Here is a 25,343-nt window from a genome sequence, read left to right on the forward strand (position 1 = left end):
GTTGCGGGTACTGGTAATCAAGACCTCATCCCTGGGCGACGTGATTCACGCCTTGCCGGCACTCACCGACGCGGCGCGGGCGATCCCCGGCATCCGTTTCGATTGGGTGGTGGAAGAAGGCTTCGCCGAAATCCCGACCTGGCACCCGGCGGTGGACAAGGTGATCCCGGTGGCGATTCGTCGCTGGCGCAAGAACCTCTGGCAAACCATCAAGAGCGGCGAGTGGCGGCGTTTCAAACAGGCTGTGCAGTCGACCAAGTACGACCTGGTAATCGACGCCCAGGGCCTGCTCAAAAGTGCCTGGCTGACCCGTTACGTGCGGGCGCCGGTCGCCGGGTTCGACAAGACCTCGGCGCGCGAGCCCCTGGCGGCGCGCTTCTATTCCCGGCGCCTGGCCGTGGCCCGTGGGCAGCATGCGGTGGAACGGTTGCGCCAACTGTTTGCCGTGGCACTGGGTTACGACCTGCCCAAAGGGCTGGGCGACTACGGCCTGAGCGTCGAGAAACTGCTGGGCCTGCCGCCGAAGAAGCCTTTCGTGCTGCTGCTGCACGGCACGACCTGGGACACCAAGCACTGGCCCGAAGTCTACTGGCGCGAACTGGCCGAACGCATGGGCCGCCTGGGCGTGGATGTGAAACTGCCGTGGGGCAACGCCGACGAAAAAGCCCGCGCCGAGCGCCTGGCGCAAGGCTTGTCCAACGCCGAAGTGCTGCCAAAGCTGAACCTGGCCGGCGTGGCCCGTGTATTGGCCGGTGCCCGCGCCTGCGTGGCGGTGGATACCGGCCTCGGCCACCTGGCGGCTGCGCTGGATGTGCCGACCATTTCGCTGTTCGGGCCGACCAATCCGGGCCTTACCGGTGCCTACGGCAAAGGCCAGGTCCACTTGGCCAGCGATTGGCCGTGTGCGCCGTGCCTGCAAAAACACTGCACCTATCAACCCACCGCCGATGACCTGCGGCGCTTCGACGTCAAGCGCGAGTCGCCGCTGTGCTTCACGCGCCTGAATCCCGAGCGCGTCGCCAGCCGACTGAGCGCGTTGTTACTGGCTGAGGAGCAGCACTGATGCAACTGGCTTTCGTACTGTACAAATACTTTCCCTTCGGTGGCCTGCAGCGCGACTTCATGCGCATCGCCCTGGAGTGCCAGCAGCGCGGTCATGCAATCCGTGTGTACACCTTGATCTGGGAGGGCGATATTCCGCCCGGCTTCGAAGTGCTGGTGGCGCCGGTGAAGGCGCTGGTCAACCATCGTCGCAACGAAAAGCTCTACGCCTGGATCCAGGCCGACCTGGCCAAGCGCCCGGTGGACCGCGTGGTGGGTTTCAACAAGATGCCCGGGCTGGACCTGTACTTCGCCGCCGACGGCGTGTTCGAGGACAAGGCCCAGACCCTGCGCAACCCGATGTACCGCTGGTTCGGGCGTTACAAGCACTTTGCCGAATACGAGCGCGCGGTGTTCGACAAGAACGCCAAGACCCGGATCATGGTGCTGTCCGAGCGCCAGCAGCAGCTGTTCAGCCAGTACTACGGCACCCAACCCGAGCGCTTTCACCTGCTGCCGCCGGGCATCGCCCGTGACCGGCGCGCACCGCCGAACGCCGCCGACATCCGCGCGGAGTTTCGTCGTGAATTCGGTCTGGCCGAGGATGACTTGCTGCTGGTGCAGATCGGTTCGGGCTTCAAGACCAAGGGCGTCGACCGCAGCCTCAAGGCCGTGGCCGCGCTGCCATCCAAACTGAAGAAACGGACTCGGCTGTTTGTAATTGGCCAGGACGACCCCAAAGTATTCCAATTGCAGAGTGCCGCGCTGGGCCTGGGCGACCAGGTGCAGTTCTTCAAGGGCCGCAACGATATCCCGCGTTTCCTGCTGGGTGCGGACCTGCTGATTCACCCTGCCTACAACGAGGCCGCCGGCATGGTGCTGGTCGAAGCGGTGGTCGCCGGCCTCCCGGTACTGGTGAGCCAGGTCTGCGGCTACGCGTTTTACATCGACAAGGCCCAGAGCGGCCGGGTGTTGGACGAGCCGTTCGAGCAGGCCCAGCTCAACCAGTACCTGGTGGATATGCTTGAGGATCCACACGCGCGCGCGACCTGGAGTCGCAATGGTCTGGCCTTCGCTGAGACGGCCGACCTGTTTAGCATGCCGCAGTACGCTGCGGACCTGATTCTGGCGGAGCCGAACCGATGAAGTTGATTCTTGCCGAACCCTTCAAGACCCTCTGGGCCGGACGCGATGCGTTCGCCGAGGTCGAGAAGCTGCAAGGCCAGGTGTTCCGCGAGTTGGCCGCTCGCCGTACGTTGCGTACGGTGGTGCAGGGCGAACCCTATTTTGTGAAGATCCACCGTGGCATCGGCTGGGGCGAAATCCTCAAGAACCTGGTCACCGCCAAATTGCCGGTGCTGGGTGCGGGCCAGGAGTGGCGGGCTATCCAACGCTTGCAGGAACTCGGCGTGCCGACCATGACCGCCGTGGCCTTTGGCGAAAAAGGCAGCAACCCGGCCGACCAGCATTCGTTCATCATCACTCAGGAGCTGACGCCGATCGTCAGCCTGGAAGACTTGACCCTCGATTGGGCCAAGCAACCGCCAGTGCCGGCGATCAAGCATGCGTTGACCGTCGAGTTGGCCAATACCGTCGGTGCGATGCACCGTGGCGGCGTCAATCATCGTGATTGCTACCTGTGCCACTTCCTGCTGCATACCGACCGGCCGATTACGGTCGACACGCTCAAGCTGTCGGTGATCGACCTGCACCGTGCCCAGGTGCGTGCGACGATCCCCGTGCGCTGGCGCAACAAAGACCTGGCCGGGCTGTATTACTCTGCCCTGGAAATCGGCCTGACCCAGCGCGACAAGCTGCGTTTTCTCAAGCATTACTTCAAGCAGCCGCTGCGCCAGATCCTGGCAGAGCAAACCGCTCTGCTGCGCGAACTGGAGCGCATGGCCGCCAAGCTCTATGCGCGCAAGCAACGCTACGGGGATGCGCTCTGATGGCGGGTTGGATTCTGGAACCTGCTTACGCCGCCCTCGCGGATGACTTTGGAAGCCTGGAAGCGGTGTTTGCCCTGCAAGGCGAGCGTCTGACCCGCGACCCGTTGTCGGAAGTGATCCGGGTAGAGCGGGGCGGAGTCAATTATTACGTCAAACGCTACATCGGCGCGGGCAAAGGGCTGCGGCGCTACCTGGGCAAGCCACGGGTGAAGTCCGAATGGCAGAACCTCAAGCGCTTCGCCAAATGGGGCATCCCCACCGCCGATGTGGTGGCCTGGGGCCTGGACCGCAAGGGCCTGGCCTATGACCGGGGTGCAATGATCACCCGGGAATTGCCCAAGACTGAAGATTTGTCGGTATTGGCCGAGCGTAATGACCCGCGCCTGAAAGACCCTCGTTGGGTCGACGGTATCAGCCGTCAGCTCGCCGAATACACGCGCACCATGCACGATCACCGCTTCACCCATAACGACTTGAAGTGGCGCAACCTGCTGGTCGATGACCAGCGCACCCTGTATCTGATCGACTGCCCCAACGGCGATTTCTGGCGCGGTTTCTGGCTCAAGTACCGCATCACCAAAGACCTGGCCTGCCTGGACAAGGTCGCCAAATATCATCTGTCAGCCACCCAGCGCCTGCGTTTCTACCTGCAATACCGCCAGCGCACGCACCTGACGGCATCGGACAAACAACGAATTCGCCACGTGGTGAAGTTTTTCGAGGGACGCGAATGAGTGACTTCCTGGCAGCCGAAGACCGCGCTTTGCTTGAGCGCAACGGCCTGGCTACCTTCGACTCGCTGTGGGCCAAGCAACTGGATGCAGTGGATGAGCCGAACACCAGTGGCGATGGTTGGAGCAGCGTGTATCGCCTGGAACTTGAAGGTCAGGGTTACTACCTCAAGCGCCAGAGCAACTACCTGACGCGCACCTTGCACCGGCCGTTTGGCGAACCGAGTTTTGCTCGCGAGTTTCGCAATATCAGCCTGTACCGAAAGCTGGGCATCCCGGCCTTGCAGGCGGCGTTTTTCGGCGAGCGCAAGGTGGCGGGCGAGCGCCGCGCCATGCTGCTGACCCGTGCCCTGGACGGCTGGAATGACCTGGATTCATTGCTGGAGCAATGGTCGCAGTTGAGCGACGCGCAGCAACACGCGATCCTGATCGCCTGCGGTAAGCTTGCGCGCCATTTGCACAGCGTCGGCCAAGTGCACGGCTGCTTTTACCCCAAGCATATTTTCCTGCAGACTCGCGGTGACGGTTATGCCGCGCAATTGATCGACCTGGAAAAGACCCGGCCGTTGCTGTTCGGCTGGCGTGACCGGGTCAAGGACCTGGAACCCCTGCTGCGCCGGGCCCCGCAATGGACGGATGTCCAAGTGCGACAGCTGTTGGCGGCTTACCTTGAGCAGCCCGAAGACAGTGCGCTGGTGTCCACCTGGTACCAGCGCCTGACGGCGCGCCGCAGCCACAAGGAGAACCGCTGATGCGTTTGTCCGAGCTGAAAAAGGCCGGTCGTACACCCAGCCTGCCGTTGACCCTCGACCTGGCGGATGCGGCAGGCCCGGGGCAATTGCAACTGCTCAGCCTGCTGCGGGTGTTGCCGGGCCAGCGCTACGTCGGCGCCGCGGTATGGCGTGGGCGCCCGGTGCTGGCCAAGTTGCTGGTGGGCAGCAAGGCGGCGCGGCATTTTCAGCGTGAGCTCAGCGGTGTGCGCCTGCTGGCCGCGCAGGGCCTGACCACGCCGCTGCTGCTGGCCGACGGCTTGCAGGAAGGCGAGGGCGGCTGGCTGCTGTTCGAATTTCTGGAGGGCGCCCACAGCCTGGCCGACGCCTGGCTCGCGGTCGAAGGCTTGCCGCCGTTGGCCGACGAACAAACCGCCGTGCTCGCCGAAGCGCTGGGCGCGATTGCGCAGATGCATGCCAAAGGGTTGTGGCAGGAAGACCTGCACTTGGACAACCTGCTGAGCCAGGGCGGCAAACTGTATTTGATCGATGGCGCCGGGATTCGGGTTGAAGTCGCGGGCAAGCCGTTGTCGCGCACTCGCGTGCTGGAAAACCTCGGGGTGTTCTTTGCCCAACTGCCGAAAAACCTTGAGCCGTTTACCGAAGAATTGCTGGTGCACTACCTGCTGGCCAACGGCGAACATGCCTTGCCCCTGGAGGCTCTGGAAAAACAGGTGCGCAAAGTCAGCGCCTGGCGTTTGAAGGACTACCTGAGCAAGGTCGGTCGCGACTGCACGTTATTCAGCGTGGTGCGTGGTGCCTTCGGCCTGCGCGCGATTCGTCGTGAGGAAGAGGCGGCCATGCTGCCGGTGCTGGAGCAGGCAGATGCGCTGCTCGACCAGGGCCATCTGTACAAGACCGGTGGCGCGGCGAGTGTGGCGAAGGTCGAGGTAGGCGGCCGGCCGCTGGTGATCAAGCGCTACAACATCAAAGGCTTTGCCCATTGGCTCAAGCGCTTCTGGCGCCCCAGCCGTGCCTGGCATTCCTGGCGCGAAGGCAACCGCCTGGCGTTCCTCGGCATTGCCACGCCCAAGCCGTTGGCGGTGCTGGAGAAGCGTTTTTTGTGGTTGCGCAGCCGTGCGTACCTGGTCACTGAGTACTTGCCGGGGCCGGACATTATCGAGCGCTTTGCGCCGTATGTTGAACGTGGCGATGCGCCTGAAGCTGAACTGCTGGCGCTGGACCACTTGTTCGCCGAGTTGATTCGCGAGCGCATCAGCCATGGTGACTTCAAGGGCCACAACCTGTTCTGGAGCGAAGGCCGCTGGGCGATGATCGACCTGGACGCCATGTGCCAACACACCTCTGTCGCCAGCTTCGCTACGGCCTATGCCAAGGACCGTGCGCGGTTCATGCGTAATTGGCCGCAAGACAGTGCGCTGTATCGACTGATTGATCAGCGTTTGCCCAAGGAGGTTAGCGCCGCCGGTTGAAGCGGGCCTTCGGCCCTGTCGGGGGCAAGCCCCCTCCCACATTTGACGGTATTTACACATCTGAAGGTGTGAACACAGTCAGTGTGGGAGGGGGCTTGCCCCCGATGGCGGCCTAAAAGCCGACAATGATGTTGGATCAGAGCGAGTACATATCCGTTGCTGCGGTAACGGCGGCTTAGGGTTCCGCCCTTACGGCGGGTCACTTTTGGAAAAGAGCCCCAAAAGTAACCAAAAGGGCTCCTGCCCCAACCACTCGGCACCTCGCTCACGCTCGGTGTGCCCGTAATCCGACATTGATTTGGAGGGCCGCCGCCACGCGCCATCCATGGCGCGGGGCGGCTAAACCGGCATCCCTGCCGGTTTACCCCCCAAATCACTGTCGAATTGCGGCCAGCGTGGTTTAACGGGGCGCCTAAGATCAAGAGCAAGATCAAGAGCGGCTCGCTTCGCATCGTGGTTACCGTAGGCTGCTACAAAGTTGTGTAGATACCTATGCTCATCGGGGGCAAGCCCCTCCCACATTAGAACTGATACTGCGCTCCGGCCCCCGCGTACCACGACCGCCCCGGCGCCGCTTCGTAGTAGCGACCATTGCCGTCCCCCACGATCACCGAACCCACGTACTGGCGGTCCAGCAGGTTGTCCAGGCGCAAGGTCTGGTGGAAGGTCCAGTGCTCCACCTTCTGCTCGAACCGCGCACGCCAGTTGAAGACGCTGTAGCCCGGTGCGGCCTGTTGGCGATTGGTGTCTTCGACGTAGACCTTGCTGCGGTACATACCTTCGATGGCGGTACTGACCCAGTCGCGCGGTTTCCAGTTCAGCTCGGTAAACAGCGTGGTTTGCGGGACGCCGGGCAGGTAGTTGCCCTTGTCGATGGTGTTCGCACCACTGGCAAAATCGCTGTCGTAGGTCGCTTGCAGGCGGGTATAGGCGAGGCTGGTACTCCAGTGATCGCTGAGCTGACTTTCCAGGCCCAGTTCGAAGCCGCGACGCAAGGTTCGGCCGGCGTTCTGGTAGCTGGTGCGGCCGCCGATGGATTGCTGCACCACCAGTTCGTCTTCAGTGGTGATCTGGAACACGGCGGCGTTGACGCGGGTATTGCCCAGCTGAGCCTTCAAGCCGATTTCGTATTGGGTGCTTTCAGACGGCTTCAAGCCAAAGTTGAAACCCTCGACGTTACCCGGTGCATAAGCCAGCTCGGCCTGGGTGGGGGTTTCGAAGCCTTTGCCGGCACTGACGTAACCGTGCAGGTCGGGCGTAAACGCGTACATCACGCTCATCGATGGGGTGTTTTTCTGGTAGGTCTTGTTGCCGCTGGCGTCGCCATTGCTCAGGAATTGATCGTCGACGTCCATCTGCATGGTGCTGTGTCGAATGCCGGCTTGCAGGGTCCAGCGATCCAATGCCCAGTTGGCCTGAATGTACGGGTCGAGACTGCGAGCGGTGTCGATTTCGTCGCGGCGTAACTCGCCCTTTACCCCCAGGGTGTTGCCGCTGTAGTTCTGATAGCCGTGGCGGCTGTCTTCGCTCTGGTCGAAGTCCAGGCCTGTGATGATCATCAACTCGCCCGGCGCGCTGTCGATGGGCTGCATCCAGCGCACACTGCCGCCGTAGAACTTGCGATCGAATTGCACCACGCCACCTCCACGTTCATTCGCCGGTGTGCCCCTGGGGATCGACAAGTACTGAATCACACTTCGCCGACCGGTATAAGCATTCACCTGCAAGGTCGCCCCGCCAAAATAGCGTTCGTAATTCATGCCCACTTGCTGATGATCGATACTTTTGCGCGTGTTGTAGGTCAGCGCGTTGGCGCTCACCGAGCGTGGGTCAGCCTTGTACGCCGCCCAGGTCTGGCCGAGCGGATCCTGCGTGCCATTCTGCTCCAGGCTGCTGTAGATCAACGCCAGCTTGCTGTCGTCATCCGGCTCGAGGTTGAGCTTGGCGAAGGTCTGGTCGCGGCGTGCGCTGCTGTGGTCGCGGTAGCCATCGGTGTCCATGCGCGAAGCGTCGAGCACGAAGCCGGCACCGTTGGCCGCGCCTTCGGCGGTGAGGTGGTTTTTATTCAGGCCGTCGCTGCCGACCAGGGTTTCGGCACCGATGCGCGGCGGGCCTTCGCCGTCGCGGGAGAACATCTGGATCACCCCGCCGGCGTTGCTGCCATACAGTGTCGCCGCCGGGCCGCGCAGTACTTCCATGCGTTCTGCGGTATCGAGGTTGAACGTCGCCGCCTGGCCCTGACCGTCCGGGGTGCTGGCGGGAATGCCGTCGGCAATCAGCTTGATGCCACGCACGCCGAAGGCTGAACGGGCACCGAAGCCACGGGAGGAAATCTGCAGGTCCTGCGCGTAGTTCTGACGGTTCTGCACCACCAGGCCGGGCACGCGGGACAGCGCTTCGGAGGCATTGATGCCGAGTTGGCCGTCGCTGATCTGTTCACGGCTGATGCCGTCAACCGAGTACGGAAGGTCAAAGGTCGGGCTGGCGCTGCGCGAGCCGGTGACCACGCTGGGGTCGAGGATCAGCGGGGCATCCTCGGCCTGGGCGGTATTGATCAGGCCCAGGAGCAGGGCGAGGCAAGCGGGGGTAGAGACGTTCATGAAAAGGTCAGGTCCGTGGCGCCACGCAAGTCAGTTGCGCGGGTGCAAATACGCGCAAGTTTAACGATTCACCCGCGCAATTGCCGAGTTCCTTGCCGTTGGGCTGAATGGGAGGTTTCCTACGCTAGGCAACGGCTGTGGAAACCTGAGTCGGCGTGCTCTGTGGTGTTAGCTTTCGATTCTCTCAATCAGAAAGAAGAAGCAAATATGCGGACCCTTGTCGTGCGGTTATCGGTGTTGCTGGGAATAGCTTTGATGATGGGCGGCTGCGGTACCACGACCACCCTGCTGCGCGGTGATGAAGTCACGGTTCGAGAACTCAGGGGCAAGAAAACCTATTGCCAGTCTGTTTCACGAATCTACAGCGGCGTGGCGTATGACTTGTGTGTGCTGCATGGGCCGCCCAATTCCGCAGGCGGTCTCTCGCTGAACGGCATTCCGTGGGCCGTTCTCGACATACCCGTCTCCGGTGCCCTGGATACGCTCGTCCTGCCCTACACCCTCTACCGGCAAAGCGCCGACGGTAGCCTTGAGCTTCGCTAGCCCTTGTCGCTAACAGCTTCCCACTGCTTTTAAGCTATAATCCCGCCCTTTAGCTGTTTCCCGCCCGGGCGGGAAGCACACTTTTTTCAGGCGCGACCCGCCTGCATGCAGACTAAAAGAGGCTAGACCCCAGTGGCATTGACGATTCTTGGCCTGTCCGGCGCCCTTAGCCATGATCCTTCCGCGGCCCTGTATATCGACGGCAAGCTGATCGCGGCCGCCGAAGAAGAGCGCTTCGTACGCGACAAACATGCAAAGAACCGCATGCCTTACGAGTCGGCGAAGTTCTGCCTGGAGCAAGCCGGCATCAAGCCGTCCGACGTTGACGTGGTGGCGATTCCGTTCGCTCCGATCAGCCTGTTCGGCGAAGCGCGCTGGCACTATGCCAAGCGTTACTGGTACGCCCCGGACCGCGCCCTCGACGCGATCCTGATGGGCAACCGCCGCTACAAGCGCTATCGCAACAAGATCGTCTGGTGCCTGGAGCAACTGGGCTTCGATCCGAAGAAAATCAAGATCGAACCGGTTGAACACCACCTGGCCCACGCCTCCAGTGCCTACCACTGCTCGGGCTTCCAGGAGAAGACCGCGATCCTGGGCATCGACGGCAAAGGTGAGTACGCCACCACGTTCTTCGGCTACGGCGAAAACGGCAAGATCCACAAGATCAAGGAATTCTACGATCCGGACTCCCTGGGCGGCCTGTACGGCGCGATCACCGAGTTCCTCGGTTTCGAGATGCTCGACGGTGAGTTCAAGGTCATGGGCATGGCGCCTTACGGCGATGCCAGCAAGTACGACTTCTCGCGCCTGGCCTCCTTTGAAAACGGCGAGTTGGTGATCAACACCGATTACGCCAACGTCATCGGCCTGCGTCGCTACAAGGAAAAGGGCAAGGGTTTCTACTTCTCGCCAAAACTGATCGAGTGGCTGGGCCCCAAGCGCGAAGGCGACATTGCCGACGAGCCGTACATCCACTACGCGGCCAGCATGCAGGCACTGTTCGAGAAGCTGGCCTTGCAGATGATCGACCATTACCTGGGCGACATCCTCAAGGACACCGGCAAGCTGGCCTTCGCCGGCGGCTGTGCGCTGAACGTCAAGCTGAACCAGAAGATCATTGCCCGCGATGACGTGAAAGAGCTGTTCGTGCAGCCGGCATCCGGCGATGCGGGCACTGCCGTGGGTGCGGCCGCCTATGTTTCCCACGCCCGTGGTGTGCCGGTGGAGAAGATGGAGCACGTCTATCTCGGCCCGTCCTACAGCAACGAAGACGTCATCGCAGCGTGCGCCAAACACGAGAGCAAGCCGAACTGGCGCAAGATCGAAAACATGCCCAAGCGCATCGCCAAGATCATGGTCGACGGCAACCCCGTGGCCTGGTTCCAGGGCCGCATGGAGTTTGGCCCGCGTGCCTTGGGCGGTCGTTCGATCATCGGTTGCCCTAGCGCCACCGGCGTGGCCGACCGTATCAACCACCAGATCAAGTTCCGCGAGCGCTGGAGGCCTTTCTGCCCGTCGATGCTCGACACCGTGGCCCCGCAGATGATCAAGGTCGATCACCCGGCGCCGTTCATGACCTTTACCTTTGAAGTGTCGGAAGAATGGAAGACCCGCGTGCCGGAGGTGGTGCATGAAGACGGTACCTCCCGTGCCCAGGTGCTCAAGCGCGAATACAACCCGCGCTACTACGACATGATGAAAGAGCTGGAAGTCCTGACCGGTAACGGCGTGTCGCTGAACACCTCGCTCAACCGTCGTGGCGAAGCGATGATTTGCTCGCCGACCGACGCGCTGAACATGTTCTTCGGCTCCGACCTGCAGTACCTGATCATGGAAGACATCCTGGTGGTCAAGGATGGCGTCGACCCCTATGACGCCGTGGTTTAAATGCTGAACCGCTTGCGGGGCTGGCGTGAACGCGGCTGGACGCCTGTCGAGGCCGAGGTTTACGCCCAGGCCTGGCAGCGTTATGGCGGCAGTGTGGCGACCCATCCGCAGGTCATCGAGCGGTTGGCCGGCCTGGCGCAGCTTCCGGCGCGCTACCTTGGATGGGAGCAGGACGGCGAACTCAAGGGGGCGATTGCCACCTGGGGGCGCGACCTGGCCCTGTCCAAGGACGTGCTCAAGCGCACCGGCAAGAAAGGTCTGTTTGACCTGGGCAATGCCGAGATCATCCTGCCGATCGCCGCCGATGCGCAGGTGCCGCTGCGCCACCGTGGGCGTTACCTGTCGGCGCTGAACGAAGGGCGCGTCAGCACCCTCAAGCCCCAGGCCGAGCAACTGGCCATGGCGCGCACCCCGGAAGAACTGTCGAAGAAGTTTCGCTACAACCAGCGGCGTGAATTGCGTTTGCTGGAAGAAGCGGGCGGCGTGGTACGGGCGGTCAGCGAGTTTTCCAGCGTGGAACTGGCGGCGATCTATTGCGACCTGTTCCAGCGTCGCTGGGGATTTCCAGCCGCTGGGGCGGCGCGCCTGGCTGAGGTGCTGGAGTTGCTTAAGGAGTTCCTGTTCGGCTCGGTGCTGTTTCTCAATGACGCCCCGATTGCCGTGCAGTTGGTGTACCAGGTGCAGTCCCGCGACTGGTTCAGCGCCGAATACGTCAACGGCGGTGTCGACCCCGAAACCCACGCGTTCAGCCCTGGCAGCGTGCTGAGTTTTCTCAATACCCAGAGTGCCTGGGAGCAGGCGCGCGCGGCCGACAAGTCGCTGCGCTTTTCCTTCGGGCGTGCCGACCGCGAATACAAGGAGCGCTGGTGCAACCCGGTGCCGGTGTTCAGCGTATGAGCCGCAAACAGCAGTTGCTCAAGCGCCATCGGCGCAACAAGCGCATCGCCCTTCTGATTGGCCTGCTGGTGCTGGTCGCCAGCGGCGTGCTGGTGGCCTGGTGGCTGGCGTTGGCCCTGGCGGTGCTGCTGTGGGCGGCCCATGAGGCCTGGTTTGCCGATCACCTGTTCTACTCGGCCAAAGACAGCTACGCCTATGCGTTTCCCGCAGGCAGCGAGCAGCCTGGCTTGCGCCTGGAGGCCGGGCTGCTGCTGCTGGATGCGCCGCTGGCGGCCGATGAAACGCTGATCGTGGGCGTCGAGTTGAAAAGCACCTGGCTGGGGCGTTTCCTTGACCCGACGCTGGATGTGCTGGGCCTGGACGCACCGGACCGGCAGGCCTTCGAGCGGGGTGTCGCCGGGCGGCGCTACCTCAACCTGACCGGCGCCGCTGAAGCCTTGGCTGCGGGTCAAATCAGGTTGCGTGGGCGGTTCTGCCGGATCAAGGGGCAGCCGACGCTGTGGCGCTGGCGCCATCCGGACTATCGCCAGCAGCGCGTCATGGTGATCGCCCCCCACGCCGACGATGCCGAGCTGGCCGCGTTCAGCCTTTACAGCCAGGCGACGCAAAGCTGGATTGTGACCCTGACCGCTGGCGAAATCGAAGCCGAGCATTACCAGCACATGGGCTTGCCCAAGGCTGAGGCGGCACGGCTTAAAGGCCGCCTGCGTGCCTGGGACAGTGTTGCCGTGCCGCGTTGGGCCGGTGTGCCTGAGTCTCAGTGTGTGCAGTTGGGGTATTTTTGCATGCAGCTGCAGGCGATGCAGGCCGCGCCGGATCAGCCTCAAGCCTCGCGTGAAGCCGATTTGGCCGATACGCGGCTGTTCCGTCAATTCAACGGCTTTGCGTTGCCTGGGGATGTGGACGGTGCGCCGACCTGGCACAACTTGATCGCCGACCTGCGCGCCCTGCTGCTCAAGGCCCAGCCGCAGGTGATCGTGTTGCCCACGCCGCTGCTCGACCCCCACGCCGACCACATCTGCGCCCATGCAGCGGTGCTTGAAGCGCTCCAGGGCCTGGCGTGGCAGCCCGATACATTGCTCGGCTATGCCAATCACCTGCATGATAACGACCGCTGGCCAATGGGCGATTCCGGGGCCGGGGTGGCGCTGCCGCCGCGTTTCGATTCGGTCGTGGCGCTGGTTCCGTGCAGTTTTAGCCTCACCCTGCGCCAGCAACAGGACAAGGCCATGGCCCTGGGCATGATGCACGACCTGCAGCCGCGCGCGCCGTTCAAGCGTCGCGTGCGCAGGTGGTTGCAGCAGGTGCTGGCGGGCCGTCGCCCGTCGCCTTATGGCGAGAACGAATTCTTTCGCAAGGCCGTGCGTCGTCACGAGCTGTTGTGGGTCCTTAAGCAGGACTGAGACCCTATCGAAGGCGGGCCGGCATGGGCCTGTCGCTCCTTTTTACCGGGCCGCGCGCCCGTAGCCAGATCGCTGCATGGAGAGTTATGAAGCCGCGTTTCAAGGTTTTGCAGTTACAGCCGGACTACAACGTCAAGACCCATGACTTCGCCGACCTGGGTGAGCAGATCGTCAAATCCCTGCCGGTTGAGCGTTTCGAGGTGACCTCCGGTTTTCTCAGTGGGCGTCCGCAGCCTGGCCAGCCCTTGAGCGTGGCCGAGCACTCGCACTATTTCGAGTTGCCGGAGAAGTCCCTCAAGGGCATCCGCTTTGGCGCCATGTGGCAGATCTACAAATATTGCCGCGAGCAGAAGTTCGATGTGGTCATCTGTAACCGCTTCAAATCGGTGAACATGATGCTGTCGCTCAATCGCTGGCTGAAAATCCCGCTGTGCATCGGCATCTCCCATGGTTTCGGCGAGTACGCCCGTGGTTACCGTCGGCGCCAGACCCAGCGCTGGGTCAGCCCGGCATGGCGTTTTGTCGGCGTGTCGGAAGCGGTGAAGGACTACCTGGTAGACCTCAGCTGCGGCTTCACCCGTGAGAACACCACCTACGTGACCAACGCGATTGATATTCCTCAAGCCGAGGCGTTGCAGCTGTCCCGCGAGGACGCCCGCAAAGCCTTGGGCCTGCCGATGGACGCGCGGATGATTGGCGCTCTGGGCCGTCTGGTGCCAATCAAGGGCCACACCCATTTGCTGCGGGCCTTCGCCACCCTCAAGGACAAATACCCAGAGGCACACGTGGGCATCATTGGTTCCGGGCGTGCCGAAGCCGATCTGCGTGCCGACATCGAGCGCCTGGGCCTGACCGGCCGTGCGCACTTGCTGGGTTTTCGCGAAGACGGCATGAAGTTCGTGCGCGGCTTCGACATCTGGACCATGCCTTCGCTGTTCGAAGGCCTGGGCCTTGCGCTGCTGGAAGGCATGAGCGGCCACTTGCCGGTGATCGCGTCCAACGGCCCGGCGATGCTGCCGTTGGTGCAGGGCGCTGGCGGCTTGTCCCACGACCCAGGCAATGTCGAGCAGTTGGCCGAGGCGCTGGATACCTATCTGGCACTGAGCGACGAGCAATTGCGCGCCAAGGGTGAAGAGGTGTTCCGCTATCTGGAAGCCAACCACACGCTTGATGAGTTCAAGCACAAGTACCTGACCCTGATTGAAACCGGCTTGCGCGAAGTAGGTAGAGCATGAATCAGCAACAACCCCTGGTCTCGGTGATCATCGCTTCCTATAACCACGCCCAGTACATCGAGCAGAGCATCCTGAGTGTGTTGGGGCAGACCTACCCCAACATCGAGCTGCTGGTGGTGGACGATGGGTCCAAGGATGACAGCGTCGAGCGCATCCGGCGCTTGCAGGCCGAACACGGTTTCGATTTTCAGGTGCAACAGAACCAGGGCCTCAGCGCTACCCTCAATGGTGCGATCGCTCGCGCCAAGGGCAGCCTGATCGCGCCGTTCGGCTCGGATGACATCATGCTGCCGGACCGTATCGCCACTCAGGTGGCGTACATGGAGGGCAAGCCGAAGGTGGGGATGTGCGCCGGCAACATTGAGCTGATCGATGGCGATGGCCACCTGCATCCGGAGAAGAAGCAACGCCGTGATGTGCCGTTTCGCAGCCTCGATTTTGATGACATGTTCATGGACCGCAAGCCGTTCCCACCAGCGCCCACCATGCTGATTCGCCGTGACGTGCTGGAGGAAGTCGGCGGTTTCGACCCGCAGATTCCCCTGGAAGATCTGCTGATCCAGCTGAAGATCACGGCGGCGGGCTACACCATCGACGCCCTTGATGTGGTGATGGCCCAATATCGGCAGCACGGCAGTAACACCTACAAGAACCACCGCTACATGATCCAGAACATCCTCAAGACCTACGCCAAGTTCAGCGACCACCCGGCCTATGACGCGGTGCGCTACAACTTTCTGAACTCGATGTTCCTAAAGACCGCCCAGCGCGACCGGCCGTTGGCACGTGAGATTCTCAAGCAGATCCCGCTGAAGTTCTGGGGCCGCAAAACCTTGCGTGGCCTGGTGCGGCTTTACCTTTTGCCGCTGAAAAGCTGAAACACCATGTAGGAGCGAGCTTGCTCGCGAAAAACTCAAGGACTCTGCGGGCAGTCTGAATGCCCGCGTTATCGTTGACGACCTTCGCGAGCAAGCTCGCTCCTACAGGTGCTTATTTCCCAAAGGCCAGGCTTTGTACCTGCTCGCGGACCTTCGCGGTGGCCGTTGGGCTGGCCACTGTTGCGTAGCCTTTTACCAACTGCTCGAAGTGGGTTTCGAACAGCCAGTTGCGGTCCTGCGGATAGCGTTGCATGTGGCGCAGATTACGCTGGCGCAACGCGTAGCGCAGGGGCGACGGATAAATGCGCAAATCAGCGACGTCAATCAGGCCGAACTCACCATCGTCCATCAGCAACACGTTGCCCAGGTGCAGCGAGCGGAAGTACACGCCACGCTCATGCAGTTGCGCCATGAACCGACCAAAACGCTCGACCAGCGATTCGCGCAGGCTGCTGTCCAGGCTTTGCAGGGCCTGGCGCAATGTCAGGCCGGGCAGGGGCGTGTAGGCCACGGCGCTGCTGGCATCGGGCAGACCATAGAGCGCAAGGATTTCCGGCGTCGGGATGCCCAGGGTACGCAACTGCTCGCTGTTGCTGGCAAAGCGCTCGGAGTATGGGTTGAAGCTGCCAGAGGTGTACCAACGGCGTGGGCGGAACAGCTTGAGGAAGCTGCCGTCTTGCAGGCGCAGGACTTTTGGCCCCAGGCCATCGGCTTCAATCACATGGGCATTGCTGCATAGCTCGTCGAGCGCCCTGGGCTTGATCAATTGCACAGGCATGCGCAGCAGGCTGCGGTGGCGCTGGGCGATGCTCAGACCCGTGATGATTGCCAGTGGGATCCACAGCAGGAACCAGTGCTCCTTGGGCCGCGACAGGATGCCACCGCCTTCGGTAAGGCCGGCGCCGATGCCATAGGCCAGCAGGGACGATGCCAGGATAAACAGCGGCTGTGCGCGTTGCTGCAAGCTCTTGTACAGAGCCCAACCGATCATGAATATCCAGGGAATGAAGCCGATGATGCCGACGTAATAGAGCACGCCAAGGGCGAAGCTGTGCGGTTCGCGCAGAGTTTCTCCCCACCCAAGGCTCAGGTAGAGATCGGAATCGTAGCTGTGCCCGATCCATGGGTGATCGGCGATCAGTTTCAGTGACATGCTCCACAGTTCAAGACGGAACGAGCTGCCGCGCTCGGTGATCAGTTCAGGGAAGAACAGTAAGAGTCCTGCAGCGCCCAAGGCCATGCCCGTTATAAGCAATGCTGCGCGGCGATTGCGGCTGACGAAGCTCAGCCACAGGGTGGCCAGCGTCAACGCCACCAACGGCGTACGTGAACCAGTTGCCAGAACCGTCATAGTCATCACCACCAAAGCCGGTACGCTGAACCACAGCACCTTCAGGCGCTGGGTCGTCATGCACACGTACAGCCAGTACACCGTGAAAAAGCCAAACAGGTGAGAACTGAGCAGGGGGTTATCGAGGGCGCCAAGGCCACCGATCATGCGCATGCCGGGTTGGTATCCCTTGGCGAACGCCACCAGATTCCCCACGCACACCGCCAGCGCGATCACCGCGGCACTGAAGAAGATCGGCTTGAACAGCTCGTTGCGGTAATGCAGCAGCAGCCCGCAGCCGCCGAACAGCATCAAGGTATTCAGCGGGCGTTTGAACAGGTCGGTATCAGTGCTGTGCTCAGGGCTCCAGAGCAGACTGGTCAAGGCCCAGGCGGAGAATGCCACGAACGCGAGGGCGATAGGCTCGCGCAGCAGGTCCCTGAGTTCCCTGGGGCGCGTGCACAACAGGAACAAGGTCGGCACGCTGAACAGGATGTAGAAGACCCGGTGCAATACATTACGGTTGCCGACGAAGAACAGTGCACTCAAGAGCAGCAGCAAGCCAACAGGCAAAATCCACAGGACCAGGAAGTCGAAAACGCGATTTGAGCCATAGATAAGGCGCTTGGAGTGCATACGATAAAGCCATTCCAGAAAGAGAAAGCCGACCATCTTAAGGTAGTGGCTATGTAATGTCGCCCGGCTGATCCAACCGGGCTGCGGGTTACACCGCGTGCAAGTACAACAGAGAAGCTGTGCTAAAGTCAGCCTCCTTTTTCAAAACGCCGCGTGATATGACCGACTCCAGTCCGAGCGCAAGCCCTTCGAGCTTGAAAATATACTTCCGCCTGCTCAGTTACGTTAAGCCTTATATGGGCTTGTTCGCGTTGAGCATCCTTGGATTTCTGATTTTCGCGTCGACCCAACCGATGCTGGGTTACATCCTCAAATACTTCGTCGACGGCCTCTCCAACCCGGAAGCTGTGCTGTTTCCGACTGTGCCTGTCCTGCGCGACCTGCAATTGCTGCAAGCGGTGCCGCTGCTGATCATTCTGATCGCGGCCTGGCAGGGCCTGGGCTCATTTTTGGGCAACTACCTGCTGGCCAAGGTCTCGCTGGGTCTGGTTCACGATTTGCGCGTGCAGTTGTTCAACAACCTGCTGACGCTGCCTAACCGTTACTTCGACAACCACAACTCCGGTCACCTGATTTCCCGCATCACCTTCAACGTGACCATGGTCACGGGCGCGGCAACCGATGCCATCAAGGTGGTGATCCGCGAAGGCATGACGGTGATCTTCCTGTTCGCCTCGCTGCTGTTCATGAACTGGCGCCTGACGCTGGTAATGATCGCCATCCTGCCGTTGATCGCGGTCATGGTCAGCACGGCCAGCAAGAAATTCCGCAAGCAGAGCAAGAAGATCCAGGTGGCCATGGGCGACGTGACCCACGTGGCCTCGGAAACCATCCAGGGCTATCGCGTGGTGCGCAGCTTTGGTGGTGAGGTCTATGAAGAGAAGCGTTTTCTCAAGGCCAGCCAGAGCAACACCAACAAGCAACTGCGCATGACCCGCACCGGGGCGATCTACACCCCGGCGCTGCAACTGGTGATCTACTCCGCGATGGCGGTGCTGATGTTCCTGGTGCTGTACCTGCGCGGTGATGCGTCGGCCGGTGACATGGTCGCCTACATCACCCTGGCCGGTTTGTTGCCCAAGCCGATCCGCCAACTGTCCGAAGTCAGCTCGACCATCCAGAAAGGTGTGGCCGGTGCAGAAAGCATCTTCGAACAGCTGGATGAAGAAGTGGAGGTCGACCACGGCACCCTTGAGCGTGAAAAGGTCAGCGGCCGCCTGGAAGTGCGCAATTTGAACTTCACCTACCCCGGCACCGAGCGCCACGTGCTTAAGGACATCAGCTTTACCGCCGAGCCTGGGCAGATGATCGCCCTGGTGGGGCGTTCGGGCAGTGGCAAGTCGACGTTGGCCAGCTTGATCCCGCGGTTCTATCACCATGAAAGCGGTGAGATCCTGCTCGATGGTGTCGAGATCGAAGACTACAAGCTGCTTAACCTGCGCAAGCACATTGCCCAGGTCACCCAGCACGTGACCCTGTTCAGCGACACCGTGACCAATAACATCGCCTACGGTGACCTGGCCGGTGCGCCACGGGAAGACGTTGAGGCCGCAGCGGCGGATGCCAACGCCAAGGACTTCATCGACCAGTTGCCCAAGGGCTTCGATACCCAGGTCGGCGAGAACGGCGTGCTGTTGTCCGGTGGCCAGCGTCAGCGCCTGGCGATTGCCCGTGCGTTGCTCAAGAATGCGCCGCTGTTGATTCTCGACGAGGCCACCTCGGCCCTCGACACTGAGTCCGAGCGGCATATCCAGGCCGCACTGGACAAGGTCATGCAGGGCCGCACGACACTGGTGATCGCGCACCGTTTGTCCACCATCGAAAAGGCAGACATGATTCTGGTGATGGACGATGGGCGCATCGTCGAGCGTGGCACCCACGGCGAACTGTTGGCGCAGAACGGCTATTACGCCCGCCTGCATGCCATGGGCCTGGATGCACCGGTATTGGCCGATATCACCTGATCTGAAATATGCACCCAGATCTACTGTGGGAGGGGGCTTGCCCCCGATAGCGAAGTGTCAGCTTGCAGAAGTGCTAGCTGAAACACCGCTATCGGGGGCAAGCCCCCTCCCACATTTGCCCTGCGCTTGATTCGACGTCGCGCCAGTCGCAAGCCATCGCAAACCCTGTGCTAATATCGCGCCCCTGTTCATTTTGTATGTGGGTTGCTCCATGAAGTTGTCCATGCCGCGATTCAATCAAGCCCCTGTCTTGGTGGTCGGCGATGTCATGCTCGACCGTTACTGGCATGGTGGTACCTCACGGATTTCCCCTGAGGCGCCGGTACCGGTCGTCAAGGTCGAGCAAATCGAAGACCGCCCCGGTGGCGCGGCCAACGTTGCGCTTAATATCGCCGCGCTCGGCGCTCCGGCCTCCCTGGTGGGAGTGACCGGTGACGACGAGGCGGCCGACAGCCTGGCCAACAGCCTGCGCGGCGCTGGCGTGCGCGCGTTGTTCCAGCGCATCGCTCATCAGCCGACCATCGTCAAGCTGCGGGTCATGAGCCGTCACCAGCAATTGCTGCGTATCGATTTTGAAGAACCCTTCGCCACCGATGCCCTCGCCCTCAGTGGCCAGGTCAACGAGTTGCTCGACGGCATCAAGGTGCTGGTGTTGTCCGACTATGGCAAAGGCGCCTTGAAGAACCACCAGATGTTGATCCAGGCCGCCAAGGCGCGGAACATCCCGGTACTGGCCGATCCCAAGGGCAAGGACTTCTCGATTTATCGAGGCGCCAGCCTGATCACGCCAAACCTCAGCGAGTTCGAAGCCGTCGTCGGTGGTTGCGCCGATGAGCACGAGCTGGTGAGCAAGGGCGCAACGCTGATGGCCGATCTCGAGCTCGGTGCCCTGCTGGTGACTCGTGGCGAACACGGCATGACCCTGCTGCGCCCAGGCCATGCGGCTATGCACCTGCCAGCGCGTGCTCGGGAAGTGTTCGATGTTACCGGTGCCGGTGATACGGTGATTTCCACCCTGGCCGCGTCCATCGCAGCCGGCGAGGAACTGCCCCATGCCGTGGCCTTGGCCAACCTGGCGGCGGGCATCGTGGTCGGCAAACTGGGTACCGCTGCCATCAGTGCTCCCGAGTTGCGTCGCGCCATCCAGCGCTCCGAAGGTTCGGAACGCGGCGTACTGGGGCTTGAGCAATTGCTGCTGGCGATTGATGACGCGCGCGCCCACAACGAGAGCATCGTCTTCACTAACGGCTGCTTCGACATCCTGCACGCCGGTCACGTGACTTACCTTGAGCAAGCGAGCGCCCAGGGCGATCGCCTGATCGTTGCGGTCAACGATGATGCGTCGGTCAGCCGCTTGAAGGGTCCGGGTCGCCCGATCAACAGCGTCGACCGGCGCATGGCGGTACTCGCCGGCCTGGGTGCGGTTGACTGGGTGATCAGCTTCTCGGAAGGGACCCCGGAAAACCTGCTGGCCCAGGTCAAGCCGGACGTGCTGGTCAAGGGCGGTGATTATTCCGTCGACCAGGTGGTTGGTGCAGACATCGTCAGCGCCTACGGCGGCACGGTCAAAGTGCTGGGCCTGGTTGAAAACAGCTCGACTACCGCAATCGTCGAAAAAATCCGCAACAACGAGTAAAACCTGTGGCCGCTGGGCTCACACCTAGCGGCTGGTTTTCCTTGGCACGATCTTGCGCAGCATCTGCTGCGCCCTGCCGGTCAAGCGCTTGAGCTTGGATTCTTTTTCCGGCTCTGCCAGGCCTTGCTGGCGCAGCCAGTCCTTCCAGCGAATCCGCTCCTCACGCACCAGCCATCCTTCCTGCTTGGCGAAGCTTTCGGCCAGGTACAAGCCGCGCGTGCTCGCCGGGTACAGCTGATCTTTCTTGACCGTGTACAGCTCGGCGAGTGGCTCGCCGTCTTTGAGTGGCATCAAGTACAGATCTGGACGCTGGCGATCCAGGCGTGCGACCAGTTGGTCACCTTCCAGGCGTTCATCGACGTGGAACAGGCTCAGCGACTTGGCTTCCTTCGGCACTTCCAGGCGCAAGTCGTAAATCAGCTGCAGTGATGCGGTGGGCAGGTGCACATAGGCCCGTGGTCGCTCGATCAACTGCGTGGTAGCGCAACGCACCGGGCGCGCGGCGCCGGACAGCGGGCTCAGGCGAAACGGCAATGCTTCGCGGTAATGCAGCGCGGCGGAGTAGGGCGCCGGCAGCCACGTGTCGTTGAAGCGTCCGCCGAGCCAGCCTTCAGGAGTTTCCAGCAGGCACTCTTCGGCAATTTCCTGGATGGCAGTGTGCAGCGGCAGGTTCAGTTCATGGGCCGGGACGTAGCCGGAGATCAGCTTGAGCACTACATCGCCGCGGTCCTGGCGACGCTGGCGCACCAGCACCCAGTAATCCTTGTTTTGCCAGTGCAGCGTCAGTCGCACCGAGACTCCCAGGTTCGCCAGTTCCAGGGCGAAGCGTTCGGCGTCCGGCACTTCGACCGGCTTGCGCCGTTGCAGGGTCTGGGCGAAGTTGAGCGGCATGCCGACGCTCTGGTAGCTCAGGCCTTCGGGGGTGGCTTCGACGTGCAGGGGCAGTGTCTTGAAGTTGCTGGGGTTCTTTCTTATGAGCGTACGCGGCATGTCGGCTCCTTTTTGCGACGGGGTCGGCCGCGTGGGGCGGCATCAGAGTTGACGGATGACCCGGGCAGCGGTTGCCACGTTATGGGCCAGGTGCAGCGGATTAATGGTCCCGACAATAGCACTGGCGACGCCCGTTTGCGCAAACAACAGCATGAAACTGGCCTGAATTGGATCCATTCCAGGTTCCAGGCAAACATGACCGCTGGCCAGGGCTTTTTTCACCAGGATGCCTTTGCCATGGGCCGCCGCATAATCAATGACGGCTTTTTCGGCTTGTTCGTTCAGATTGTAGGTGACCATCGCGCAATCACCTTGCTCCAGCGCCTTCACGCCGCCTTCAACGGTCTTGCCGGAAAAGCCGAAACCGCGGATCTTGCCCTCTGTCTTCAGCGCCGCCAGGGTGTGGTAAACCTCGCAGTCGTTGAGGATATGCAGGTCGTCGCCATCGGAATGCACCAGTACCAGGTCGATAAAATCCGTTTCAAGTCGTTTCAGGCTGCGCTCGATCGACAGGCGCGTATGCGCCGCGCTGAAATCGTGGCGGGACACGCCGTCTTCGAATTCCTCACCGACCTTGCTGACGATCACCCAGTCCTTGCGTTGGTCACGCAACAGCGGCCCCAGGCGCTCTTCGCTGCGGCCGTAGGCGGGTGCGGTGTCGATCAGGTTGATGCCCAGCTGGCGCGCCTGGCGCAGCAGCATGCGCGCCTCGTCGTCATCCGGAATCTTGAAGCCGCTGGGGTATTTCACCCCTTGGTCGCGGCCCAGCTTGACGGTGCCCAGGCCCAGTGGCGACACCAGCAAGCCGGTGCTGCCCAGCGGGCGATGCAGGTCGTGCAGGGTTGGCAGGCTCATGGCAACAGTTGCTCCCAGGCGGGTTGGCCGATGGCGGGCTTGGGCAAGTCGGGCAGGGGTTCGCTGACGCTTGGGCGGATGCCGTCGCGTTCCAGGCTGTTGATCACGCGGTCGGCGAAATCCGGCGCCAGCGCCAGCTTGGTCGGCCAGCCCACCAAGAGGCGACCCTGTTCGGCCAGGAAGGCATTGTCGGGACGGGCCAGGCCCGATTGCAGTGGCTCGGCGCGGCTGACGCGCAGGGTGGCCCACTGGGTCTGGCTCATGTCAATCCACGGCAACAACTGAGCCAGCTCTTTCTGGGCGGTGGCGATCTGCTCTTGCGGCGTGCGTGCCACACCATCGGATTCTGCGATATCGCCACCGATGTACCACACCCAGTTACCGTCGGCGGCCGGGTGGGTGGTCACGGTCAGACGCGGCTTGGTGCCGCCGCCCAGGCAGTGGGCATACAACGGCTTCAGCCCCGGCCCCTTGGCGAGGATCATGTGCAGCGGACGGGTTTGCATTGCTGGCTGGCTCAAGCCCAATGCCGCCAGCAGATCCGCCGTGCCGGCGCCGGCACTCAATACGATGCGCTGGGCGCGGATTTCGCGACCATCGACCTTCAAGCCCACCAGCGTCTCGCCTTCGCGCAGCGGTTCGATGTGCTGGCCTGCAAGCAAGCCGTCCCCGGCCAGTTGCGCCAGGCGTTCAATCAGGCTCGGTACGTCAACGACCAGCTCCGCCAGGCGGTAAACCTTGCCCTTGAAGCGGCGGTCTTGCAGCGCAGGCGGCAGATCGTCGCCCTTGACCTGGTCGACGCGACCGCGCACGGCCTTGCTGGCGAAAAAGCTGGTGAGATTGCCCGCGAGGGTGCCGGGGGACCACAGGTAGTGGGCCTGCGATAGCAGGCGCACGCCGGACAGGTCCAGTTCACCTTGGCCGGCCAGGGCTTCACGCCAGCGGCGCGGCATGTCGGCAATCGCTTCGGAGGCGCCGGTGAGGGCGCCATGCAGGGCGTATTTCGCGCCGCCATGGATAATGCCCTGGGACTTCACGCTTTGCCCGCCGCCCAAGGTCGCGCTTTCCACCAGCACCGTGGAAAACCCCTGGCGGCGCAGGCGCGCATTGAGCCAGAGGCCGGCAACCCCGGCGCCGACAATCAGAACGTCGGTGGAAATAACGGATGGCATTGGCGACCTCAATGTTCTAGACAAGAGGCGCAGTATACAGGCTGTTGAGTGGTGATCAGTGACCCGCAGTTTTGGAGAACAGCTGAATCACCACCACGCCCAGCACAATCAAGCCCATCCCCAGCATGGCCGGGATATCCAGCTTCTGCCCGTAGATAAACAGCGCCGCAATGCTGACCATCACGATGCCCATCCCCGCCCAGACGGCATAAGCCACGCCAACCGGCACCGTGCGCACCACCAGCGTCAGCATCCAGAACGCCACGCCGTACCCGACGATCACCAGCAACAGCGGGATAGGCGTGCTCCAGCCCTTGATGGCTTTCATCGAAACGGTCGCGATCACTTCCGAACAGATGGCGATGGCCAAGTAATAGTAGGCAACGTTCATGGTGCATTCCTCAGGGTGAAGCGCGTTGGATAAGGTCGGCATTCTAGAGGTTCAACAGATGCGGTAAAGTCATTACCTATCGGTATTCAAGATAGGTTCAACCATGAGCGTGCAGTGGGATCTGGAACAGATGCGCCTGTTTGTCAGCGTCGCCGAGCAGCGTTCGTTCTCTGCCGTGGCGCGCGGGCAGCGCAAGGCGCAATCGGCGGTCAGCAATGCTATCGCGATGCTGGAGGCGGACCTGGGTGTCTGTCTGTTCGAGCGTAGCAGCGGCCGTCAGCCGCGCCTGACCGAAGCCGGCAGTGTGCTGCTGGAGGAAGCGCGTGAAGTGCTGCGCCAGTGCGAGCGTCTGACGGGCCGGGCCCTGTCGTTGACCCGTGGCGAGGAGGCTTGCCTGCGTCTGGCCCAGGACGAAGCGATGTTGTTCCAGCCGGTGCTTGATAGCCTTGAAGCGCTGGCGGTGCGCTATCCGCTGCTTGAAGTGCAGCTGTCCAGCGCCGCCCAGGGCGATGTGGCGCGCAAGCTGGTGGAGCGCCAGGCGGATCTGGGCCTGTTGTTCTACCACGACCAGATCCCCGAAGCCCTTGAGCGGCGCGTGGTGGGCAGCGTGGAAATGGTCACGGTGTGCGGTGTGAATCACCCATTGGCCAAGGAAAAGTACGTCGATTGCCAGCGACTGGCGCAGTTTCGCCAGTTGCTGATGTCGACCCAGACCAGCGTCTACCCCGGCAGTGAAGCCGCCAGCCCGCTGGTGTGGCGGGCCGACAGTTTCTACGTGCTGGCCGAATGGCTGATGAGCGGCCTCGGCTGGGCCTGGTTGCCGCGGCATATCGTGCAGTACCCAACCTATCAACAACAAATGGTTGAACTGGACAGCGAATGGACCCCGCCGGCGCTGGTGGTGGAACTGGTATGGCGCCGCGATGAACACCTCGGGCCGGCCGCGCGCTTTTTGGCTAAACGTTTTGCCGAGTGCCTGCAGGCGATTGACTGAAAAAG

The 25,343-nt window shown here is 62.0% G+C and carries 21 protein-coding genes; 15 read left to right on the forward strand and 6 right to left on the reverse strand.

Features of this window, described 5'->3' with window-relative positions; all coding sequences use genetic code 11:
- The first annotated feature begins 1 nt into the window (after position 1).
- From waaC to QF045_RS05320, 6 genes are read left to right on the forward strand one after another with little or no spacing between them, the layout of a single operon-like run.
- Complete coding sequence (gene waaC / locus QF045_RS05295) at positions 2-1,063, forward strand: lipopolysaccharide heptosyltransferase I (RefSeq protein ID WP_306491336.1); 1,062 nt, start codon at positions 2-4, stop codon at positions 1,061-1,063.
- Positions 1,063-2,187 (forward strand): glycosyltransferase family 4 protein, encoded by a 1,125-nt coding sequence (locus QF045_RS05300; protein ID WP_306491337.1) that lies wholly within the window; start codon positions 1,063-1,065, stop codon positions 2,185-2,187. Before waaC ends, QF045_RS05300 begins: the two co-directional genes overlap by 1 nt.
- Positions 2,184-2,990 (forward strand): lipopolysaccharide core heptose(I) kinase RfaP, encoded by an 807-nt coding sequence (gene rfaP / locus QF045_RS05305; RefSeq protein ID WP_306491338.1) that lies wholly within the window; start codon positions 2,184-2,186, stop codon positions 2,988-2,990. The genes QF045_RS05300 and rfaP overlap by 4 nt, the downstream gene beginning before the upstream one ends.
- Positions 2,990-3,724 (forward strand): lipopolysaccharide kinase InaA family protein, encoded by a 735-nt coding sequence (locus tag QF045_RS05310; protein WP_306491339.1) that lies wholly within the window; start codon positions 2,990-2,992, stop codon positions 3,722-3,724. Before rfaP ends, QF045_RS05310 begins: the two co-directional genes overlap by 1 nt.
- The gene (locus QF045_RS05315; RefSeq protein ID WP_306491340.1) at positions 3,721-4,473 is read left to right on the forward strand and encodes a lipopolysaccharide kinase InaA family protein; all 753 of its coding nucleotides are present in this window, start codon (positions 3,721-3,723) and stop codon (positions 4,471-4,473) included. The genes QF045_RS05310 and QF045_RS05315 overlap by 4 nt, the downstream gene beginning before the upstream one ends.
- On the forward strand, positions 4,473-5,924 hold the full coding sequence (locus QF045_RS05320; protein WP_306491341.1) for a lipopolysaccharide kinase InaA family protein: 1,452 nt from the start codon (positions 4,473-4,475) through the stop codon (positions 5,922-5,924). The genes QF045_RS05315 and QF045_RS05320 overlap by 1 nt, the downstream gene beginning before the upstream one ends.
- Before the next feature lie 521 nt (positions 5,925-6,445).
- Here QF045_RS05320 and QF045_RS05325 read toward each other — a convergent pair.
- On the reverse strand, positions 6,446-8,524 hold the full coding sequence (locus tag QF045_RS05325; RefSeq protein WP_306491342.1) for a TonB-dependent receptor: 2,079 nt from the start codon (positions 8,522-8,524) through the stop codon (positions 6,446-6,448).
- Positions 8,525-8,731: 207 nt separating this feature from the next.
- Between QF045_RS05325 and QF045_RS05330 the strand changes: the two genes are divergently transcribed.
- From QF045_RS05330 to QF045_RS05355, 6 genes are all read left to right on the forward strand, one after another.
- Positions 8,732-9,067: a YceK/YidQ family lipoprotein gene (locus QF045_RS05330; protein WP_306491343.1), complete on the forward strand. Its 336-nt coding sequence runs from the start codon at positions 8,732-8,734 to the stop codon at positions 9,065-9,067.
- A 132-nt stretch (positions 9,068-9,199) separates the two neighbouring features.
- Positions 9,200-10,957, forward strand: a complete 1,758-nt coding sequence (locus tag QF045_RS05335) for a carbamoyltransferase (protein WP_003187998.1) — start codon at positions 9,200-9,202, stop codon at positions 10,955-10,957.
- Positions 10,958-11,854 (forward strand): GNAT family N-acetyltransferase, encoded by an 897-nt coding sequence (locus tag QF045_RS05340; protein ID WP_306491344.1) that lies wholly within the window; start codon positions 10,958-10,960, stop codon positions 11,852-11,854.
- Positions 11,851-13,257, forward strand: a complete 1,407-nt coding sequence (locus QF045_RS05345; protein WP_306491345.1) for a PIG-L deacetylase family protein — start codon at positions 11,851-11,853, stop codon at positions 13,255-13,257. Before QF045_RS05340 ends, QF045_RS05345 begins: the two co-directional genes overlap by 4 nt.
- A gap of 86 nt (positions 13,258-13,343) precedes the next feature.
- Positions 13,344-14,492: a glycosyltransferase family 4 protein gene (locus QF045_RS05350; protein WP_306491346.1), complete on the forward strand. Its 1,149-nt coding sequence runs from the start codon at positions 13,344-13,346 to the stop codon at positions 14,490-14,492.
- Positions 14,489-15,370: a glycosyltransferase gene (locus tag QF045_RS05355; protein WP_306491347.1), complete on the forward strand. Its 882-nt coding sequence runs from the start codon at positions 14,489-14,491 to the stop codon at positions 15,368-15,370. Before QF045_RS05350 ends, QF045_RS05355 begins: the two co-directional genes overlap by 4 nt.
- Before the next feature lie 112 nt (positions 15,371-15,482).
- Here QF045_RS05355 and QF045_RS05365 read toward each other — a convergent pair whose 3' ends face one another.
- Complete coding sequence (locus QF045_RS05365) at positions 15,483-17,336, reverse strand: bifunctional O-antigen ligase/aminoglycoside phosphotransferase family protein (protein WP_306491348.1); 1,854 nt, start codon at positions 17,334-17,336, stop codon at positions 15,483-15,485.
- 158 nt (positions 17,337-17,494) lie between these two features.
- Between QF045_RS05365 and msbA the strand changes: the two genes are divergently transcribed.
- Entirely contained in the window at positions 17,495-19,300 is a 1,806-nt protein-coding gene (msbA, locus tag QF045_RS05370) for a lipid A export permease/ATP-binding protein MsbA (protein WP_306491349.1), read from the forward strand.
- Between the two features lie 211 nt (positions 19,301-19,511).
- Entirely contained in the window at positions 19,512-20,936 is a 1,425-nt protein-coding gene (gene hldE / locus QF045_RS05375; RefSeq protein WP_306491350.1) for a bifunctional D-glycero-beta-D-manno-heptose-7-phosphate kinase/D-glycero-beta-D-manno-heptose 1-phosphate adenylyltransferase HldE, read from the forward strand.
- A 24-nt stretch (positions 20,937-20,960) separates the two neighbouring features.
- Here the strand turns inward: hldE and QF045_RS05380 are convergent, their stop codons facing one another.
- From QF045_RS05380 to QF045_RS05395, 4 genes are read right to left on the reverse strand one after another with little or no spacing between them, the layout of a single operon-like run.
- Positions 20,961-21,926 (reverse strand): metal ABC transporter ATPase, encoded by a 966-nt coding sequence (locus QF045_RS05380; RefSeq protein ID WP_306491351.1) that lies wholly within the window; start codon positions 21,924-21,926, stop codon positions 20,961-20,963.
- A 42-nt stretch (positions 21,927-21,968) separates the two neighbouring features.
- Positions 21,969-22,781, reverse strand: a complete 813-nt coding sequence (locus QF045_RS05385) for an aldo/keto reductase (RefSeq protein WP_306491352.1) — start codon at positions 22,779-22,781, stop codon at positions 21,969-21,971.
- Positions 22,778-23,953, reverse strand: a complete 1,176-nt coding sequence (locus QF045_RS05390; RefSeq protein ID WP_306491353.1) for an FAD-binding oxidoreductase — start codon at positions 23,951-23,953, stop codon at positions 22,778-22,780. Before QF045_RS05390 ends, QF045_RS05385 begins: the two co-directional genes overlap by 4 nt.
- Before the next feature lie 55 nt (positions 23,954-24,008).
- Positions 24,009-24,344 (reverse strand): multidrug efflux SMR transporter, encoded by a 336-nt coding sequence (locus QF045_RS05395; protein ID WP_010213655.1) that lies wholly within the window; start codon positions 24,342-24,344, stop codon positions 24,009-24,011.
- 103 nt (positions 24,345-24,447) lie between these two features.
- On the opposite strand from QF045_RS05395, the gene QF045_RS05400 reads away from it, so the two are divergent.
- Positions 24,448-25,338, forward strand: a complete 891-nt coding sequence (locus tag QF045_RS05400) for a LysR family transcriptional regulator (protein WP_306491354.1) — start codon at positions 24,448-24,450, stop codon at positions 25,336-25,338.
- Positions 25,339-25,343: the final 5 nt, after the last annotated feature.

The organism is Pseudomonas sp. W4I3, from assembly GCF_030816195.1.
Taxonomy (GTDB): domain Bacteria; phylum Pseudomonadota; class Gammaproteobacteria; order Pseudomonadales; family Pseudomonadaceae; genus Aquipseudomonas.

Bases quoted from the DNA above. Each gene is read 5' to 3' on its own strand.
- QF045_RS05380 (WP_306491351.1), bottom strand. From the start codon at position 21,926: ATGCCGCGTACGCTCATAAGAAAGAACCCCAGCAACTTCAAGACACTG.
- QF045_RS05320 (WP_306491341.1), top strand. From the start codon at position 4,473: ATGCGTTTGTCCGAGCTGAAAAAGGCCGGTCGTACACCCAGCCTGCCG.
- rfaP (WP_306491338.1), top strand. From the start codon at position 2,184: ATGAAGTTGATTCTTGCCGAACCCTTCAAGACCCTCTGGGCCGGACGC.
- QF045_RS05385 (WP_306491352.1), bottom strand. From the start codon at position 22,781: ATGAGCCTGCCAACCCTGCACGACCTGCATCGCCCGCTGGGCAGCACC.
- QF045_RS05330 (WP_306491343.1), top strand. From the start codon at position 8,732: ATGCGGACCCTTGTCGTGCGGTTATCGGTGTTGCTGGGAATAGCTTTG.
- hldE (WP_306491350.1), top strand. From the start codon at position 19,512: ATGAAGTTGTCCATGCCGCGATTCAATCAAGCCCCTGTCTTGGTGGTC.
- QF045_RS05310 (WP_306491339.1), top strand. From the start codon at position 2,990: ATGGCGGGTTGGATTCTGGAACCTGCTTACGCCGCCCTCGCGGATGAC.
- QF045_RS05345 (WP_306491345.1), top strand. From the start codon at position 11,851: ATGAGCCGCAAACAGCAGTTGCTCAAGCGCCATCGGCGCAACAAGCGC.
- QF045_RS05365 (WP_306491348.1), bottom strand. From the start codon at position 17,336: ATGCACTCCAAGCGCCTTATCTATGGCTCAAATCGCGTTTTCGACTTC.
- QF045_RS05390 (WP_306491353.1), bottom strand. From the start codon at position 23,953: ATGCCATCCGTTATTTCCACCGACGTTCTGATTGTCGGCGCCGGGGTT.
- QF045_RS05300 (WP_306491337.1), top strand. From the start codon at position 1,063: ATGCAACTGGCTTTCGTACTGTACAAATACTTTCCCTTCGGTGGCCTG.
- QF045_RS05350 (WP_306491346.1), top strand. From the start codon at position 13,344: ATGAAGCCGCGTTTCAAGGTTTTGCAGTTACAGCCGGACTACAACGTC.
- QF045_RS05340 (WP_306491344.1), top strand. From the start codon at position 10,958: ATGCTGAACCGCTTGCGGGGCTGGCGTGAACGCGGCTGGACGCCTGTC.
- QF045_RS05395 (WP_010213655.1), bottom strand. From the start codon at position 24,344: ATGAACGTTGCCTACTATTACTTGGCCATCGCCATCTGTTCGGAAGTG.
- msbA (WP_306491349.1), top strand. From the start codon at position 17,495: ATGACCGACTCCAGTCCGAGCGCAAGCCCTTCGAGCTTGAAAATATAC.
- QF045_RS05355 (WP_306491347.1), top strand. From the start codon at position 14,489: ATGAATCAGCAACAACCCCTGGTCTCGGTGATCATCGCTTCCTATAAC.
- QF045_RS05325 (WP_306491342.1), bottom strand. From the start codon at position 8,524: ATGAACGTCTCTACCCCCGCTTGCCTCGCCCTGCTCCTGGGCCTGATC.
- QF045_RS05400 (WP_306491354.1), top strand. From the start codon at position 24,448: ATGAGCGTGCAGTGGGATCTGGAACAGATGCGCCTGTTTGTCAGCGTC.
- QF045_RS05315 (WP_306491340.1), top strand. From the start codon at position 3,721: ATGAGTGACTTCCTGGCAGCCGAAGACCGCGCTTTGCTTGAGCGCAAC.